17 protein-coding genes are annotated in these 17,773 nt (G+C 44.5%); 7 read left to right on the top strand and 10 right to left on the bottom strand.

Translation table 11 applies throughout. The features are described 5' to 3' along the window. Positions 1-445: 445 nt before the first annotated feature. From PseudUWO310_RS00655 to corA, 5 genes are all read right to left on the bottom strand, one after another. On the bottom strand, positions 446-889 hold the full coding sequence (locus PseudUWO310_RS00655; protein WP_142598179.1) for an ATP-binding protein: 444 nt from the start codon (positions 887-889) through the stop codon (positions 446-448). Positions 890-967: 78 nt separating this feature from the next. Beyond that, positions 968-2,311: a uridine diphosphate-N-acetylglucosamine-binding protein YvcK gene (locus PseudUWO310_RS00650; RefSeq protein ID WP_142598177.1), complete on the bottom strand. Its 1,344-nt coding sequence runs from the start codon at positions 2,309-2,311 to the stop codon at positions 968-970. Continuing rightward, positions 2,312-2,737 (bottom strand): secondary thiamine-phosphate synthase enzyme YjbQ, encoded by a 426-nt coding sequence (locus tag PseudUWO310_RS00645; RefSeq protein ID WP_190315864.1) that lies wholly within the window; start codon positions 2,735-2,737, stop codon positions 2,312-2,314. It lies immediately after the preceding gene. Between the two features lie 44 nt (positions 2,738-2,781). Continuing rightward, complete coding sequence (locus PseudUWO310_RS00640; protein ID WP_223805478.1) at positions 2,782-3,576, bottom strand: RsmE family RNA methyltransferase; 795 nt, start codon at positions 3,574-3,576, stop codon at positions 2,782-2,784. Positions 3,577-3,824: 248 nt separating this feature from the next. After that, positions 3,825-4,988, bottom strand: a complete 1,164-nt coding sequence (gene corA / locus PseudUWO310_RS00630) for a magnesium/cobalt transporter CorA (RefSeq protein ID WP_142598169.1) — start codon at positions 4,986-4,988, stop codon at positions 3,825-3,827. Positions 4,989-5,097: 109 nt separating this feature from the next. On the opposite strand from corA, the gene PseudUWO310_RS00625 reads away from it, so the two are divergent. Beyond that, positions 5,098-6,702, top strand: coding sequence for a hypothetical protein (locus tag PseudUWO310_RS00625; protein ID WP_142598167.1), 1,605 nt, complete (start codon positions 5,098-5,100; stop codon positions 6,700-6,702). An 84-nt stretch (positions 6,703-6,786) separates the two neighbouring features. On the opposite strand, the gene PseudUWO310_RS00620 is transcribed toward PseudUWO310_RS00625, so the two are convergent. The 3 genes from PseudUWO310_RS00620 to hemB all read right to left on the bottom strand — a co-directional run bounded on the left by PseudUWO310_RS00620 (position 6,787) and on the right by hemB (position 9,679). Then, positions 6,787-7,890, bottom strand: a complete 1,104-nt coding sequence (locus PseudUWO310_RS00620; RefSeq protein ID WP_142598165.1) for a tetratricopeptide repeat protein — start codon at positions 7,888-7,890, stop codon at positions 6,787-6,789. Positions 7,891-7,952: 62 nt separating this feature from the next. Next, positions 7,953-8,669: a pentapeptide repeat-containing protein gene (locus PseudUWO310_RS00615; RefSeq protein ID WP_009626891.1), complete on the bottom strand. Its 717-nt coding sequence runs from the start codon at positions 8,667-8,669 to the stop codon at positions 7,953-7,955. Positions 8,670-8,686: 17 nt separating this feature from the next. After that, positions 8,687-9,679 carry a porphobilinogen synthase gene (gene hemB, locus PseudUWO310_RS00610; RefSeq protein WP_055074079.1) on the bottom strand — a complete coding sequence of 331 codons (993 nt, stop codon included), beginning with the start codon at positions 9,677-9,679 and terminating at the stop codon, positions 8,687-8,689. A 252-nt stretch (positions 9,680-9,931) separates the two neighbouring features. Here hemB and PseudUWO310_RS00605 point away from each other — a divergent pair, with 252 nt between their 5' ends. Continuing rightward, positions 9,932-10,588: an SDR family oxidoreductase gene (locus PseudUWO310_RS00605; protein ID WP_055074080.1), complete on the top strand. Its 657-nt coding sequence runs from the start codon at positions 9,932-9,934 to the stop codon at positions 10,586-10,588. 273 nt (positions 10,589-10,861) lie between these two features. Beyond that, on the top strand, positions 10,862-11,689 hold the full coding sequence (locus PseudUWO310_RS00600) for an SDR family oxidoreductase (RefSeq protein WP_142598163.1): 828 nt from the start codon (positions 10,862-10,864) through the stop codon (positions 11,687-11,689). 89 nt (positions 11,690-11,778) lie between these two features. On the opposite strand, the gene PseudUWO310_RS00595 is transcribed toward PseudUWO310_RS00600, so the two are convergent. Next, positions 11,779-13,281, bottom strand: a complete 1,503-nt coding sequence (locus PseudUWO310_RS00595; protein ID WP_142598161.1) for an LCP family protein — start codon at positions 13,279-13,281, stop codon at positions 11,779-11,781. Positions 13,282-13,805: 524 nt separating this feature from the next. On the opposite strand from PseudUWO310_RS00595, the gene PseudUWO310_RS00590 reads away from it, so the two are divergent. The 4 genes from PseudUWO310_RS00590 (at position 13,806) to petG (ending at position 16,866) form a co-directional block, all read left to right on the top strand. After that, positions 13,806-14,255 (top strand): DUF3531 family protein, encoded by a 450-nt coding sequence (locus PseudUWO310_RS00590; protein ID WP_009626896.1) that lies wholly within the window; start codon positions 13,806-13,808, stop codon positions 14,253-14,255. Positions 14,256-14,531: 276 nt separating this feature from the next. Further along, positions 14,532-14,915 (top strand): lactoylglutathione lyase, encoded by a 384-nt coding sequence (gene gloA / locus PseudUWO310_RS00585; protein WP_142598159.1) that lies wholly within the window; start codon positions 14,532-14,534, stop codon positions 14,913-14,915. A gap of 199 nt (positions 14,916-15,114) precedes the next feature. After that, positions 15,115-16,560: an SGNH/GDSL hydrolase family protein gene (locus PseudUWO310_RS00580; RefSeq protein ID WP_142598157.1), complete on the top strand. Its 1,446-nt coding sequence runs from the start codon at positions 15,115-15,117 to the stop codon at positions 16,558-16,560. 207 nt (positions 16,561-16,767) lie between these two features. Then, the gene (gene petG, locus PseudUWO310_RS00575) at positions 16,768-16,866 is read left to right on the top strand and encodes a cytochrome b6-f complex subunit V (protein WP_071590170.1); all 99 of its coding nucleotides are present in this window, start codon (positions 16,768-16,770) and stop codon (positions 16,864-16,866) included. A gap of 405 nt (positions 16,867-17,271) precedes the next feature. Here the strand turns inward: petG and PseudUWO310_RS00570 are convergent, their stop codons facing one another. After that, positions 17,272-17,622: a hypothetical protein gene (locus tag PseudUWO310_RS00570; RefSeq protein WP_142598155.1), complete on the bottom strand. Its 351-nt coding sequence runs from the start codon at positions 17,620-17,622 to the stop codon at positions 17,272-17,274. Between the last annotated feature and the right edge of the window lie 151 nt (positions 17,623-17,773).

Here is a 17,773-nt window from a genome sequence, read left to right as displayed (position 1 = left end):
TACCAATTCACGAAAGTGTGACAACACTTTTGTGAATTAAAAAACAAATCCAGTAAGGGTTTTCAAAGCTCAAAATGGCTACGCCATTTTGAGCTTTGGTATTAGCAAACCCTTTCTCAAATCCCAAAACCCACATTCCGCTCGTAATGGAAGCCTAAAAATATTTACAACGAGACAATGAGGGTTTCAGCGATTTTCTAGAAAATTAATGATAATAATTTCTATTAGTATGCCATTATTAACAATATTAAGATAACGATATCTTTCTAATAAAAGCCCAAAACACTTACTGTATAAGGATTTGTTTTCTAAATATTTTTTCAGTAAAATAAGAGCGGAATGTGGGCCAAAAGTAAAAGCCTTGCTTAGCAAGGCTTTTACTTTTGGGATTTTAAAATTTGGCAGCTTAACCCGAATCAACGTTATTGAAATTTAGAAATTAAATTTAGAAATGCTTGAGCATTACAAAACAATTGCGACCATCGTTGGTCGTTTCATAGCGAAGATTGTCAGCGACAGTTTTCGCGATGATTAAGCCTCTTCCTCCCGTAGGAATATCATCAACGCTTTCAAAGTCCTTGTTCTTTTCGGCTTGCTTAGCAGCGCGTTCAATTTCAGCCTGAAGATCAAAGGGTTCCCCGTAATCCCAAATTCGCATTTCTAAAAATTTTTCGGTTTCGTCAAGGGTAAGTTCGATATCAATGGGGGTTTCCTCAGACAGCCCCTCATGGGCGTATGAAACTACATTGGTAAATACTTCAACCAAGACGAGATTGCATTGCATCCAAGTTGGTTTTGGCAGTAAATTTTGTAACAACTGAAACCACTCTTGCAGTTTAGCAAGAGCATAAATATCACTGTTAACTTGTATATGAAACTGTTGTAACACTGATGATTTTATCTGATGTTTTTAAGATGAGATGCCACTATTTAATTTTGGCATTAGTGGCTATTAATCTGCAAATTGCTACTGACGGTTATACCAACGCATTAATACCCCTGCAAGTTTGTCTGAGTCATGGCATACGGTACCGTTGTTCTTTTCTCGCATGATATTCGCAAGTAAGACAGGACAACGCATACTTGCAAGATTATCGCGATCTAGCTCCGTAAAGTGGGAACCACAGGAAGCATAGTGTTGTAGCGATCGCTCAGAGGGGGGATGTCTTTGAGCTAAAACCACATCAAACAGTCGTACCCCAGCTAATTCGTCTAAAACTCGCACATAATCAGATACAGCATAGCCGTCGGTTTCGCCCACCTGACTCATGATATTACAAAGGTAGATCGATGGCACATTGCGATCGATTAATGCTTGGAGAATCTCTGGAACCAGTAGATTCGGAATGATGCTTGTATATAAACTTCCAGGACCAATTACGATCAGATCGGCTTCCCGAATATCTTCGATCGCTTGGGGCAAACCCTTGGGATTATCTGGCTTACAGCCAATATGTTTGATTTTGCCCTTGGCTTCGGGGATATGGGATTCTCCCTCGACATAGCGTCCATCTTCAAACTCCGCCCAAAGAACCATGTGATCGAGGGTGGCGGGCAGGACACGACCGCGCACCGCTAAAACCTGCGAACTAGCGGCGATCGCCTTTTCGAGATCGCCCGTAACCTCACTCATTGCCGTCAGAAATAAATTGCCAAAGCTATGCCCTGTGAGCCCTTCTCCTGTTTGAAAGCGATATTGGAATAATTCGGTAACTAACTTTTCTTCATCGGCAAGGGCGGCGAGACAGTTGCGAATATCTCCAGGTGGCAAGACTCCATATTCCCTGCGCAATCTCCCTGAGGAGCCCCCATCATCGGCAACGGTGACGATCGCGGTAATGTTGGCGCTATATTGTTTCAGCCCGCGCAACAAATTTGATAAACCCGTACCACCCCCCACGGTAACGATTTTGGGCCCTCGATGAAGTTTGCGGTGGGAGACTAGTAACTCTAAAAGCTCTTTGTCTTGGTTGGGCATCAAAACTTGGGTGATCGAGCCGAGAGCGCGTTTTTGCCCTAGCCACAATAGCCCGAGCCCAAGGACTAGGGCGAGGGGACCACTCATATGTCGGGGCAGGATCGCGACCAAGGTGTCAAGGGTATTACCGATTAGGCGCGACAGAAATAATATTGGGGTTAATCTGGCGGAAATGGCAATTCCCAGCACGATTAATAAGATTCCGAGGATGCTAACTAGTAGCCACCGTTTAACCAATAGTCCTGGTAAAAACCACTGAAATCCCCTCAGCCACTTGCTAGTTTTAGCGGTTGGACGATATCGATTAGCTGGAGGCTTTTTTATGGGCTTCATCTAGCATCCTGTAATATGTACCAGCACTTCGCGAGTATGTCCCAAATTGCGATGTTCCCAAACAAAGATTCCCTGCCAAGTACCGAGGGCAAGTTTAGCATTAGCGATCGGGATTGTCTCAGAGGTTTTGGTAAGGGTGCTACGAATATGGGATGGCATATCATCAACTCCCTCAGAAATATGACGATATTGACTTTCATCTTCAGGGATTAACTTGCTAAAAAAAGTTTCTAAATCCGCTAGTACATCAGGATCAGCGTTTTCTTGAACGATCAGACTTGCCGATGTATGGCGCAAGAAGACATTGCATAATCCCATCCTTATCCCTGAATGGGCTAAAACTGCTTCCACTTGACGGGTGATATTGTGTAATTTTTTGCCATTAGTACGTAGGCTAATGGTCTGCTGTACCATACGTAGCGGCATTTGCAGAGTCTCTGGGGAATTTGCGTTCATGGCGTTCATGGCGTTTATCTGTGATGGGTTTGGGTATCGAAAAATGCGCCAACTATGGATAATGCTACCACTGGGGCTGTGACGGCGGACAATACCCGATCGCCTAATGATACGGGGCTAAATCCTGCGGCGATCGCCATTTCTTCTTCCCTAGTTGTCCAGCCACCTTCACAGCCAGTGGCGACGATCACCTGCTCGATACTATTAGTATTTTGTAAACTAGTAAGCAAGTGCGGCCCATTGGCAGTAGTTACACAAATATACTTGCCATGAGTTGGTGGTAATGTCGCGCAATATTCGAGCCATGTCAAGAATGCTAGTGGGGGCTTAATTTCAGGTATATGGCTCCGTAGGGATAGCTCGGCGGCTTCCTCGGCGATGCGCTGCCAGCGATCGCGCTTTTGGTTGCCGATCTCAGTCCCTGATTTGATAATAGTGCGATCGCTAAATAATGGACTAATTTGTTGCACGCCTAATTCCGTCGTTTGGCGAATGATTGATTCCAGATTACTACCCTTGGGCATGGCGACCCCCAGACTGATGGGAATCGCTAATTCCGAATTATTTTCTAGTTTTGCAATAATATCGGCTTTGCTAAAATCTTTGCCTAATTGGGCTAACCACCATCCACCGAGGCGATCCAGAGCAATAAATTCGGCGTTAACTTCTAAGCGGAGGACATTACTTAAATAATGTCTTTGTTCGGATGTGAGCGAGATCTGGCTATCGATTTGTAAATCTGACGAGACTTGATGGGGTTGCAAGGTCACCCTTTGCAATCTCCGTTTTTGAGGTTGAGGCAATAACACAGGATTTTTTAGAGTAATTATTAAAATTAAATTGGCAAAATGTGAATAATATAGCTGTCGCCAATTGTACTAGGACATAAACCCCAAGAATTGACTGGCGGCGCGAAGCGCCGCCAGTCAATTCTTGGGGTTTGATTTGTCCTAATTCAAGAATCCCGATATAAAACCTGTGACGCACGCGCAGCTTGCGCCGCAGGTTTTAGCTCAGGATTTTAATTGTGCTGAGGTACTTCAGCATATTTTGACGATTATTTGGGGCTAAATAACCATCCTTTTTTCCAAAAGTAAAACAACAGCCCTCCCGACATGCCCAACATTCCCAGCCAGCATAGAGCATAGCCATAGGGCAGTTTTAATTCAGGCATATTGCCAATTTCAGTATCGAAATTCATGCCATATACCCCCGCCACAAATGTTAAAGGGATAAATACCGTAGAAATTACGGTTAAAAAACGCATAACCTCGTTGGTGCTATTACTCAGGGAGGATAGGTAAATATCCATGAGGTTGGCGGCTAATTCGCGGTAGGTTTCGACCATATCGATGACCTGTACTGTGTGGTCATAGCAGTCGCGCAGAAAAACTCGTACTTCGCGATCGATTAAGGGGCTTTCTTCCCGAATCAACGCATTAATGGCATCGCGCTGCGGCCAGATCGCCCGTCTGAGCAGTAAGAGTTCGCGCTTGATTTTATGGATTTTATCGAGGGTTTGGCGAGTGGGTTTCTCCACCACTTCATCTTGCAAATCTTCAAGTCTTTCGCCATAGTCCTCAAGTACGGGAAAGAAGCCATCGACGATCGCATCGATTAGGGCATAGGTGAGATAGTCTGACCTTTGCGATCGGATTACGCCGCGATTACGATGAATGCGTTGGCGGATTGGTTCAAATACGTCATTTTCGGGCTCCTCCTGCACCGTTAGGACGTAGTTTTTACCTAAAATTAAGCTGACTTGCTCGTCGTAAAAGCCCCTACCATCTTCGCGACTAGTGACCATGTGCAAAATGATTAGTTCTTGATCGTCAAAACTTTCTACTTTGGGACGTTGGGGAATATTGACGATATCTTCCAGTACGAGATCGTGGAGACTAAATACTTTACCTAGACGCTGTAATACATCTTCGGAGCCTAAACCTTGGACATCAACCCATGACACTGAATGACTATCGAGATAGGGAATACAATCTTCGGGTGTGGCAAGCTGAACCCCCAAAGCTTCCGCCGCATTGTAATCAATCAAGAAAATATTGGGAATGCTAGCATCCGCATCAATGATTAACGTTCCTGGCGGACTTCCTGGTTCTGGCTCGTTAAAGTCATAAAACTCCAATTCATCATCATTATCAGAATCATCTTCAATGGGACTGGGCTTAAATCTGGTGGGGTTATGAAGCATGGTTAAGCGAGTCATGAAATACACTTGTCAGTGTGCCACATTGTTAAGTCTAGTCCGTCTATAAAAATGTGGGAATCACAACACTTTGCAACACCAGCATCTTTTTATATTTTTTCTGAAGTTTATGAAATGTCAAATAGTCCGCAAAAGCCTAAAACTAGATCGGTTTAATTTTCTATCGATCGCTGTTTTGGCGAGTCTGGGTTTAAGTAATAGTTTTGGGGGCAAAGCGATGGCAGGGGCTTTACCTGAACAAATTTTATGGGGTAAACCGACTTGTGATGTGAGTAGGGCGGAAGTTTTGCGAAAACATGAATTACGAAAATCGGCTTTAATTGCTAACACCAATAATCCGAATGCTCAAGCCCAATATCAAGCCCAATATCAAGGAATTATTCAAAAACATAAAGCCGACCTCCAAGCCTGTCGCGATCGCACCGCACCGCAAACCCAAGCGACTTGGATCCGACTCTATCCTAATGATGCGAAAGCAGGGGTGTTAGAGGATGTATTTGATAGAATGGCGAATCGCGGTTATAACCAAGTATTCGTCGAAGTTTTTTATGATGGACGGGTCTTGCTACCCGTCGCCGACAATCCGACCCCTTGGCGATCGGTGATGGAAGAGGCGGTAAATGCGGGTGAAGTGCCTGCGGATTACGATCTCTGGAAAAAAGCGATCGCGATCGGCAAGGAGCGAGGCATTAAGGTCTATGGTTGGTCATTTACGATGAACTTTGGCTATGGCTATAGCGAAATTAAGGGGCGATCGGGGGTTGTGGCAATTAATGGCGATGGGGATAACAGTATTGCCAATACTAATTTTGATCGCAAGCTGGTGAGTAATGGTCGAGCTTTTTATGAAGATGCCTATGAAGCCGATCACCTGTTTATCGATCCCTATAACCCGATCGCTAAAGCCGATCTGACTGCGGCGGTTAAGGCGCTGATGCTGCGGCAGCCCGATGGCATGGTATTTGACTATGTGCGCTATCCCACCAATACCACGGGGAATTTAATCGATAACGTCAAGCAATTATGGATTCATGGGGCAGCTTCGCGATCGGCTTTGCTCAATAGCATCGATAATCGCAACGTGCGGGAATTGATGGCAATCTATCTCAAAAAAGGGGATTTGACAGCGGATGATGTCGTGCAGACCGAGAAGAAGCTGACGGAATCCCTCAAGGTCAAGCCCACTAATATCAAAAATCCTGCGGAAACAGCCGCGATCGCTGAAGGTTTACTGTGGAATATCGCTACGAACCATGCCTATCAGGGAGTAATTAATTTTGTCTCTACAATTTCGGCTCCGCTCAAGCAAAATAATATTCCGATCGGTACGGTCTTTTTTCCCAATGGCAATCGGGTGGAGGATGGTAAATATGAGGCAAGGATGCAGCCTTGGGATCGTTTTCCTGCCTATATGGAACGTCATCCGATGACCTACGCGCTTTGTAGCGATGGTAAATGCGTTGCCGAGCAAGTTGCCGAAGTCGTGCGCCAAAGTCCTCCTGAAACCCTCGTCTGTCCAGTCTTAGCGGGCACTTGGGGGCAAGGTTTTGACGGGCATCCCAGCTTTGAAAAGCAAATGCAAGCTATTCTTGCCATCGAGCCAAAAATTAGTTGCTTCAGTCACTTTGTCTACGCATGGTTTGAACCCGAAAGCGATCGCCTGCGTAAAGCTGGCAAGGCAACGGGACTAGAGCCAGCGACTATACCTAATTGATTTTGGAGAAAGGGTTTGCGTAGCAAACCCTTTCTCCAAAATCGTTTCTTATAATGGTCGGCAGCACGCCGACCATTATCAAAATTACTTGAGTTCCGATAGGGCTTTACGCGCTTGGGCTAAGCCCTCGATATTCCCCTGTCGATTAAAGAAACGCTCCGCATTTTCGAGCATCTGCCGCGCCTCACTCGTTCGTTGTTGTGATGCTAGTAACTGACCTAGGGCTAAGTAAGTCGGCGCATCTTCCGTATCGATGTCGAGAATTTGACGATAGGCAACGATCGCCCCCGATAGCGAACCCTGCTGAATATAGAGAGCAGCGATCGCCTTTTGTAATTCGATGGCATTGCTAGAAGTAATATTCTTGGCGGCGGCAGCAGTCCGCAGCGCCGTGATCGCGTCAACGTAATTACCTTGACTCTGGAATACTCTAGAAATAGCGAGATTTGCCGAGAAATGGCGAGGATTGATTTCTAAGGCGCGTTTGTATTTTGCGATCGCTTCTTCCGTTTGATTTTGGTCGGCGAACAATCCCCCGATCGCCACTAAAACATCGGCATTGAAAGGGGCAATTTTATCCGCTTGGTTGTAAATATCAAAAGCACCCTTGCGATCGCCCTTAAGCTGCAAAACATAGCCTAAGTTCAGGTAGCTCTTGGTTTCATTGGGAACGGCGGCGATCGCTTGGCGATAAATCTTGATCGCTTCAGGGTAGTTTTTTTGCTCGGTCAGCAGAAAACCCACACTGTTATAGGCATCAATATTTTGCCGATCTAAATTGATGGCGCGACGATAGGCGGTCAAAGCATTGGGATAATCCTTGATGCGGACATAGACAAAACCGAGTGCATTAAAGGCTTTAGCATTGGTTGCGTCCAGTTTTGTCGCTTTTTCCAAAGCTGCGATCGCCGCCGAGTAGTTATTTTGTTGGGTTAATAAAAAGCCCAAACTCGTCAGAATTTTAGAGTTTTTGGGTTCGAGGTTGGCTGCTTGTTGATAGGCGGCGGCAGCTCCTGATATGTCATTTCTTTGCCAAAGGAGCTTTCCTTGCTTGATCCATTCCGTCGCATCCTTTGGGGATTGGGCATAGGCGCGATCAGCGCGATCATTAGTTGGGAGAGAGATTGCTCCTGCGCAGGCGATGGCTAGAGCGAGAGTTAGTCTGGGGAATGAACGAAACAAGCGCATAAGCTTTTAATTTGCGTTAACGAATTTTATCCTTAGGTATAGAACCTTTGCCGATAAAAATTCTATTCTTCTGGTTTTAACTCTTCTATATTAACAAGATTAACCAGATCGACAGAATTCGGTGCGTTACGTGCATCAGTAAAGTCGGTTCCCTCAATGCTCCTTAGGGTTGACAGATAGGTTCCTGTCAAGTCCGCCCCGATTAATTTGGCATTCGCAAGATTCGCCCAATTTAGCTTGGCATTAGTCAGATTCGCCCGACTGAGATCGGCTCCAGCCAGATTTGCTCCCGTTAAATTTGCCCGCGTCAGATCGGCTTCCGTGAGATTTGCACCCCGCAGATCGGCTCCATTTAAGCAAGCCCCAGTCAAAAAGGCATTGGATAGATTGGCGCGACATAGGCGCGATCGCGTGAGATTGGCACTGGTCAAAAACGAATTACTAAAGTTAGTCTCAACTAAAATGGCATCGCTGAGATCGGCTTCGATGAGAAAGGCTTCCGATAGGTTCGCCCCAATTAATGAAGCTTGTTCCAGAATCGTGCCGTTCAAGTTGGCTTGAATTAAAATCGAGCCACTCAAATTAGCGCGGTTCAAATTGGCAAGATTCAATTCTACATCTTCTAAATTCGCTATATCGAGGGTGATCTCTTCGAGATCTGCCTCGATAAAATTTGCTCCAGATAAATTGGCTCCAGTTAGAATTAATCCCACAAGCGATCGCTTGCTAAAATCGCGATCGCCTGAAGCGTAGCTGTCAAGAAGTTCTTTGGCATTCATGGTTGGTGGGGAGATGATTAGGGACGGTAACCCGAAGCAATCAATTGTGCAACCGATTTGGCATGATACGACAAGATAATATCTGCCCCCGCCCGCTTCATGCTCAGCAGAGTCTCAAACATGACCTTCTTTTCGTCGATCCAGCCAAGCTGGGCAGCAGCTTTGACCATGGCATATTCACCGCTCACATTGTAGGCAGCTACAGGTACATTAGTCGCATCTTTTACCTTAGCGATGATATCTAAATAGGCGAGGGCAGGCTTGACCATGACGATATCTGCTCCTTCCGCAATATCCAGATATACCTCCTTAATTGCTTCGCGAGAATTGGCTGGATCCATTTGATAGGTCTTCTTGTCCCCAGATTTGGGAGCAGATCCGAGGGCATCGCGGAAAGGACCATAGTAGGCGGAAGCATATTTGGCAGCATAGGCGAGAATACCCACATTCTCAAAGCCATTGGCATCTAGTCCTTGCCGAATTGCGCCAATGCGTCCATCCATCATATCGGAGGGAGAAACAAAGTCAGCACCAGCGGCTGCTTGAGAAATAGACATTTTGACGAGAACTTCTACCGTCTCATCATTGAGGATTACGCCATTTTCATCAATGATGCCATCATGCCCGTGGGTAGTGAAAGGGTCGAGGGCAACATCAGTGAAGATAATAACTTCGGGAACCGCTGCTTTAATCGCTCTGACTGACCGCTGCGCCAAACCTTCAGGATTAAAACTTTCTGTACCCGTGAGATCCTTTTTCTCTTCAGGAACCGCAGGAAAAAGAGCGATCGCCTTAATTCCCAGAGCGAAAATCTCTTCTACTTCCTTAACTAGTAAATCGAGGGTAAAGCGATAGGCTTCGGGCATGGAAGGAATTTCAACGCGATTATTCTCTCCTTCCATTACAAACATTGGATAAATAAAATCATCAACGGAGAGATGGTTCTCTCTCACGAGACTGCGAATAGAAGGATTGCGGCGGAGGCGACGAGGGCGGTGAGTGAGTTGCATTGATGTTTCTTAATTTTTCTTAATAGATTTGGCGCAAAGATATCAAATCAAAATGCTTAAAACGCTTGTTTTTAAACTGCAATTATACCAGATTGGCAAACACACAGCGCTTTGCGCTCAAACCCAAACCAAGAAAAATTTTGAAAGCGTTGCGAAGCAACGCTTTCAAAATTTTTCTTGTGGTTCGTTTGATCGATAATTGCTGTAAGTTTATGTATGCTTAGCACTGCCCTAAAAATTGGAAGGATGATAATGAAAGTATTTGTAGCTGGAGCCACAGGGCAAACAGGACGACATATCGTAGCTGAATTAGTAAGGCGGCATATTCCTGTAAGAGCCCTAGTTCGCGATGTAGAACTGGCGAAAAAACTTCTGCCCCCAGAGACGGAAATAGTGTTAGGAAATGTTATGTTTGCCGAAGGCTTGATTGAAGCGATCGCTGATTGTGATCTGCTGATTTGTGCGACGGGGGCAAAGCCGAGTCTTAACTTCATGGAGCCCTATTTGGTGGATTATATCGGCACCAAAAATTTAGTGAAGGCTGCGAAGTCAAAGGATATCAAATGTTTTGTGCTAATTTCTTCCCTTTGCGTATCGAAATTTTTGCATCCTTTAAACCTCTTCTGGTTAGTTCTATTTTGGAAAAGGCAAGGGGAGCAATATTTACAAGATAGTGGTTTGAAATATACGATCGTCCGTCCTGGGGGATTGCTTAACTATGAGAAGCAGGGTGGGTTGGTCTTGTCTGGTGCGGATACTTTATTTGAGGGGAGTATCTCGCGTACTAAGGTAGCGCAGGTTGCCGTGGATGCTTTATGGGTAGAAGCAGCCCAGAATAAGATTGTCGAAATTGTTACTCAGGAGGCAATCCAAGAGCGTCCGATCGCAGAATTGTTTGCGATGGTTTAATACCAATTCGTGAAAGTGTTCTCACACTCGTCAACTGAATCAGGACATAAAGCCCAAAATAGTGTTGCCGCGCGGAGCGCGGCAACACTATTTTGGGCTTTACTTTTGTCGTAACAAGATTGGCGGCAGCTATCAGAAATGGCGTAGCCATTTCTTAACTTGGTATAACGGTTATAGGATGGAATCAGTCTGAATTTTCGGAATTGTTTTCGGAATTGTTTTCGGAATTGATAAGAGCCACGCACGCAAACCGTACAATCAAACCAAGCAAAAATGGCTAAAACTGTATTGATTACTGGAGCCTCATCGGGAATTGGCCGGGCAACGGCTTTGTATTTCCAGAAACAAGGCTGGAATGTCGCTGCCACCATGCGATCGCCTGACCGAGAAATAAATAGAACCGATAGCTTAGCCAAGCTTGATCGGATAGTTTGTATTCCGCTAGATGTAACTAACCAGACTTCGATTGCTGAGGCAATTGCGGCGGCGATCGCTAGGTTTGGCACGATCGATGTGTTGGTAAATAATGCAGGCTATGCCACGTTAGGAGTTTTTGAAGCTTCTACGCCTGAGCAAATCCAGCGTCAGTTCGATACGAATGTTTTTGGCTTAATGGCGGTTACGCGGGCTATCCTTCCCCATTTTCGCGATCGCCAGCAAGGAGTAATCGTTAATGTGGCTTCTATTGGTGGACGCGTCGCCTTTCCCCTTTATAGTCTCTATCATGCTACGAAATGGGCTGTGGAAGGATTCTCTGAGTCTTTGCAGCATGAACTCCTATCCTTTAATATTCGTGTCAAAATCATTGAGCCTGGTCCGATCAAAACGGATTTCTACGAGCGATCGTCCGATCGCACTAGCAATGCTGGTTTTCCAGAATATCAGCCCTTTAGCGATCGGGTGTTAAGCAACCTTGATCGCATTGGTACAACAGGAGCCCCTCCTGAAGTGGTTGCTAAAACGATCTATCTAGCAAGTACGGATAAATCATGGAAGCTGCGTTATCCAGCCGATCCCCTAGCTAAGCAGTTATTATTTTTACGGAAGATTTTGCCTGATTTTCTATTTACTAAAATCGTGCGCCAGTCAACAAAAGTCTAGATAATACCAAATCACAAAATGGCTACGCCATTTTGTGATTTGGTATAAGTAGTGGGCGGTGCGGAGCACCGCCCACTACTTATTTATGCTTAATTTCCTGAAGTTATTGGTTTTGGTTTGGCGGTGGAAACTGGTTTGAGAGGAATATTATTGGACAGTAACCAGTCTTTGCCAATCCTCACCGTAATGTCTGACTCAATATCACCCGTTGACTCAACAACTACTTCCCCAATACCCAAGGCATCGCGAAGTTTCTCGGCAGTTTCGCGATCGCCATTTTGAGCAATAATCTGAGTTTTAGCGATGGATTTTGTCCAGCGATCGCTGGCAGGAAATACTTGGGCATAGCCCGCTTTGGATAAAACCGTGGTTGCCTTCTTGGAGCCTTCAGGCTGGGACATACTATCTTGGATCGCCACCCGCAGACTTTGGGGAGAATCATCGGATGCACTCACATCAGCTTGTTTCATGACTCCAAAACTCTGGTTCATGATCTTGGCAAGCAGGCGATTATCTAAAATCCAGTAGCTCAGATTATCAAATTCTCCAGGATTACTAAATCTCCCTGGAGCCATATGCATTTGAATGTTTTTGCGATCGATTTTCGAGGTATAGCCTGCGATCGCTAGAAATTCTTCTACCGATAGATTGGTGTCAATATTGTCCTTTACGATCGCTAGTACTTCGGGTAATTTAGTGATGGTTTCAGGCTTAAGCTTTTGATCGATAAAGGCACGGAAAAAAGCCTGTTGACGCTGGACGCGCCCAATATCGCCCAGATCGTCATGGCGATAGCGCATATACTGAATCGCTTTATTCCCGTTTAATTTTTGCTGTCCTGGATTGAGATTAATATATAGATGCTGGCTGTCATCTTGATATTTCATCTTTTTCGGCACATACACATCAATCCCATCTAGGGCATCAATTAATTTGCCAAAGCCATTGACGTTAAAACGAATGTAGCGATCGATCGGAATATCACCAAGTACTTGGCTGACGGTTTGGGCTGATAGAGCTGCCCCACCTGCATAGTTGGCAAAATTAATCTTTGTTTTGCCGACTCCTTGAATATTCACACGACTGTCGCGGGGAATTGATAGAACGGCAACCTTTTTGGTAGAGGGGTCGAAACGGATCAGTAACATTGCGTCACTCATGCCGTTGAGATTGTCGTCTAGCTCGGCTAAATATTTACCTTTAGGTCGAGATTGGGCATCAGGTAGGTCAGAGGTAAGCATGATCGTCCCTAACACCAAGATGTTAACTGGACGGTTTAGCGTTGGTACTCCTGCGATCGCCGAGGTCATGCCTTCGGAGTTACGATTAAATACTGCGGCTTCATCTGCGGATAGTTGGTGCTGCTGAAAAGGTCTGCTACTTAAGACAAATGCTAAGCCTGCACCTAGTCCCCCTGACAACAGCGCCACAAATAACACTACAAAAAGTGTCCATTTATGTTTGATTGAAGCCACTTTGGGCTTCGGTGACTTGTTTGACAAATCAGATTTACCTAAATTGATGGGATTTGTTGCCACAGGTAGGGAATACTCCTCACGACTGAACGTTGACTTCAGCGATCGCCCATCCATGAGCGGGGATGGTACTCAACAAGAGTTGTGATTTTAGGGCTTTTGGTGATTTGCCCCTTTCACTTAACTCTTACTTAACTTTCACTTATTAATTCTCACTTAAGAGTTTGCCACAGGGTTCTTAAGCTTCGCAGACTAATTTTCATCCAACTTTAGCATTGTAACGTAAATTATTATTACAAACGGCAATGTAGTCTATTGTGCGGAATCAAATTAATTTGACAGATTATGCAGGATATTTGGTCGGATAATACTACATATTTGCCAATTTAGGGATTATCCAATCGGGGCAAAAATTGTGAAGTGAACCTAAAATTAACTGAGTTATACCAATTCACGAAAGTGTGACAATAAGTGGTTGGGCATAAATAAAACCCCAAAAGCTGTAGCGCACGCGCAGCGTGCGCTACAGCTTTTGGGGTTTTATATTTAATTGCACCCAGCTACTTGGCAAGCGAATTAGTATAAGTTGGGTATGTCCTTTTTGTTTGTATTGAGATTGTTGCAAGGGCTGCAAGTTGATTATGGAAGTTAGATTTCGAGAATGCGACTGGTTTGATTTATGGATCTGGATAAAATTTAATGAGGTTCCTTCTCAGTCAGAGAAGCAACTCTTAGACGAAGTATTTAATTCTTGGTTTTTACTGGGCAAATTAGGTGGTTTCAATGCTTGTAATATGCAGGTACAGGAAACGGGTGTGGATGTCAGTTACTTCGACTATGACAACCAAGCTGCCGAGGACGAGATGATGTCAGTCATGCATAATATGACCGATCTCGAATACGAAAATGAATGGGCGCGTTGTTGGGTTGACCTAGGAACAACCGATGCGATCGCGATCGATATCTTAGTTAATGCCTTGCGCCAGTTTGACAAGGAATATGTAGCGATCGAGGAAGTTATTATTGGCGGTCAAAATTCTGACTGGTTGGTCGAGCCTAAAAGCTTAGACGACGAAGACTACGATCGCTAAATTATCGCTAAATTATCGCTAAATTATCGCTAAATTACAGCGCTTTGCGACCAAATCCAAACCCAGAAGATTTTTACCATTGTTGCTTCGCAACAATGGTAAAAATCTTCTGATGGTTTTTTGATCGAAAATTGCTGGAGCAGGACAAATCAACCCGCAAGAATTGAGTGGCGGCGCTTCACACCGCCACTCAATTCTTGCGGGTTGATTTGTCCTAAGTCAAGGGACTGTCGCTATAAGATTGGTATAACTACTTAAGTTTAGAGGAAAACCAAAATGCGTGTTTTACATACGATGATTCGGGTTGGTGATTTAGAGCGATCGCTGGATTTCTATAGCAATATCCTCGGCATGAAGATCTTACGCCGCAAAGATTATCCCGATGGGCGGTTTACCCTCGCTTTTGTTGGCTATGGCGATGAATCTAGCAATGCCGTAATCGAGCTAACCCACAATTGGGATACCAATGCCTATGACATTGGTACGGGCTACGGGCATATTGCTTTGGGTATGGAAAATATCTATACAGCCTGCGATGCAATTCGGGAAAAAGGTGGCAAGATCACGCGGGAACCAGGACCGATGAAGCATGGGACTACCGTAATAGCCTTTGTTGAAGATCCCGATGGCTATAAGATCGAACTAATTCAATTGAAATAATGTAAGCAGCTAGGCATAATTCAAAACCAAAACCAGAGAGCGTACCGCCTGCTACGCGGGCGGTACGCTCTTCTAGGTTTAGCTACTTACATCAATAAAAAAACTTGTTTTGCCTTTCTTGGCAATTGGCTATGTAAGTTTCTGAAGATTGATATAAAAATTGTTATAAGCTTTAAAGCTGCACACCAGTAGCCTAGTCATGCGTAGACCCCGATATACTTCCTCTTGGCAATCCAAGCGCAAATCTTGGTTGCGGAACACCCTACTCCTTATTTTTATTGGTTTGCCTTTACTGTTGATATTGGCGGAACTGATCGCACGAGGAGCCGTTTTAGCAACTGGCAGTACTAACCAACTCGTCCCCAATAAAACTGTAGCGATCGCCCAGTCCTATGCATTTAAGTTGCAAGATTCCAATGGTAATAACTATCCTGGGCTGCCCGATGCAGGGTTGTTGCATATAAAACGTAGTCCTCTGTTGGGCTACGAAATATTACCCAGTCAGAGTAGCGACTATTGGCAAATCAACGATCAGGGCTTTCGCCAAGATTCATCCGTTCCGATCGAAAAGCCTGCTAATGAAATCCGCATATTTCTAGTGGGTGGCTCTACCGCCTTTACAAACATGGCGGAAAAGAATCAAAAGGCTTTGGCATTTAAAATTGAGAAATTACTGAACGATCGCGTTCGCGCTCAAAATAGCAGCCCTGAAAAGTTTAAACCTAAGGAAATACCCTACTTTGCCGATCAAATTGAGGCAATGCGAGCTTTGCCCCCAAGGATCCGTGATGGTAGTTACCGTGTGATTGCTGCCGCCGCTCCTGGATATAGTTCTGGCAATGAACTTGCCTTACTAGCCCATCGAGCGCTTGCCTATAATCCCAACGCATTGCTGATTTTGGATGGTTACGAAGACATGCGATCGCCTAGCAATCAACCTGCTCGCGAAATCGGGAACGTCGAGCAAATGTTACGCGATCCGATCGCTCAATATCGACAGCATCAAACCCAGCAATTTAATAATTGGTTAAATTCGCTGTATCTAGTCAAGGCTTGGCAAAAATGGGTCGCTCCTGCCGATATCACCGTATTTAGTTCTGAATACCAAACCTTTAATGCCGAACAACTGGCTAAAGATCCCAAGGAACTCCAAAAAAGGATTGACCGCTATCTTTACAATACGCAGCAAATGATCAAGCTGGCTAATGGTATCCCTTCTTTGATCGTGCTTCAGCCCGAGATCACTGGCAAGCAAAAATCTTTAACTAAGGAGGAAGAAGGCATTCTCAAATCCTTGGGCAAAGAATATAGCGATCGCGCTGCTAATGCTTACAAACTGGCAGAACAAACCCTTAACAGTAGTTCGCTAAAGCCCAAATTTGTTAATTTCTATCAGGTCTTTCAAGATACAAATCAACAGGCTTTCATCGATCCGATCCATTTAACTGAAGCGGCAAACGATCTGTTGGCCCAAAAACTCTATGAAAGTACTGAGCAACTATTTCTAGTGCAGCCTCAATCCAATACACCAACTGGAGAAGGAGATACGCCAAAGCCACCAGTGGTAGTCCCAGAAGCGCCCACTACGCCGATCAATAGGACTAATATTTTACCTGAGAGCCTAAAAAACCTTAAAGGACTGTAATACCAATTCACGAAAGTGTGACAACACTTTTGTGGATTAGAAACCAAACCCAGTAAGGGTTTTCCAAGCTCAAAATGGCTACGCCATTTTGAGCTTTGGTATGATTTTGGCATGGCGATGCGAGATTTGCTCACATTGGAAAATTGTAGATCGCTTAACCCGAACTGACGTTAAACTAAATAGGATTAGTGAGTTTAATAAATATTTATGGTAGAACCAATTTTGTCGGGCATTTGCCTCGGTCTTATTTTCATTACCCTTGGCGGACTATTTTTTGCTGCTTATCAGCAATACCGTCGCGTCTAGTCCGAATAAGTACCTCAGTAAAGCCTGCGGCGCACGCGCAGCGTGCGCCGCAGGCTTTAGGGTTTTATATTTAATTAAGCCCACTTATACCAATTCCCAAAATGGCAACGCCATTTTGGGAATCTCAAAACCTTACTGGGTTTGCTTTTTAATTCACGAAAGTGTTGTCACACTTTCGTGAATTGGTATTATACCAATTCACAAAATGGCTATGCCATTTTGTGATTTTAAAAACCTTACTGGGTTTGGTTTTCAATTCTCAAAAGTGTAGCCACACTTTTGGGAATTGGTATTACTTATCTCAAAAATAAAAAACAGAAGAGGTGTAAAAAACCTCTTCTGTTTTTTGGTACAAACTTGGAATTTGCCTCGAAAATCACCTTAAAAATAGCTCAAAAATTTCTTTTAGTCATCACTCTTGGTTTCTTCTTCAGTCTCTTCGGGTTGCTCTAAATATCGACAGATCTCATTGATTTTCATCCGATAGATATGCGGCCAGCCACCATTTGTCTCGATATCGCGTAGAAGATTAAAAAGCTCATGCCGACTAGTTGGCAGAGATGGTTGAAACAAATCGTCACGAATCCGCTTATGGAGCGCTTCGAGGACTCGCAAAATTTGCAAAAGATTGGCTGAACTACTCTCCTGTGCTTGAGCAGTCTGCCATAGGCGATCGGTAAGCTGCTCCAGTTCAGACAAATCATCAGTTTGCCCCTGTTGTGATTGTTTCTGTGATTGGATTTCAGTTTGTGCCAAGCTAAGTACCCTCGTGCGCGATAATATGATGATTGGAATTTTACAAATGTAAGTGTCTTTGGCGAGCTTATTTCTATGGCTAGTCTAAAGCACCACCAACTCCTTAACGATCTCAATTTAAAATCCCAAACTAGATCGTATTTTTAACAGA

The organism is Pseudanabaena sp. UWO310 (genome assembly GCF_006861605.1).
GTDB lineage: Bacteria > Cyanobacteriota > Cyanobacteriia > Pseudanabaenales > Pseudanabaenaceae > Pseudanabaena.
The sequence above is the reverse complement of the archived record's forward strand: the minus strand, read 5'-3'. Positions and strand labels throughout refer to the sequence as shown.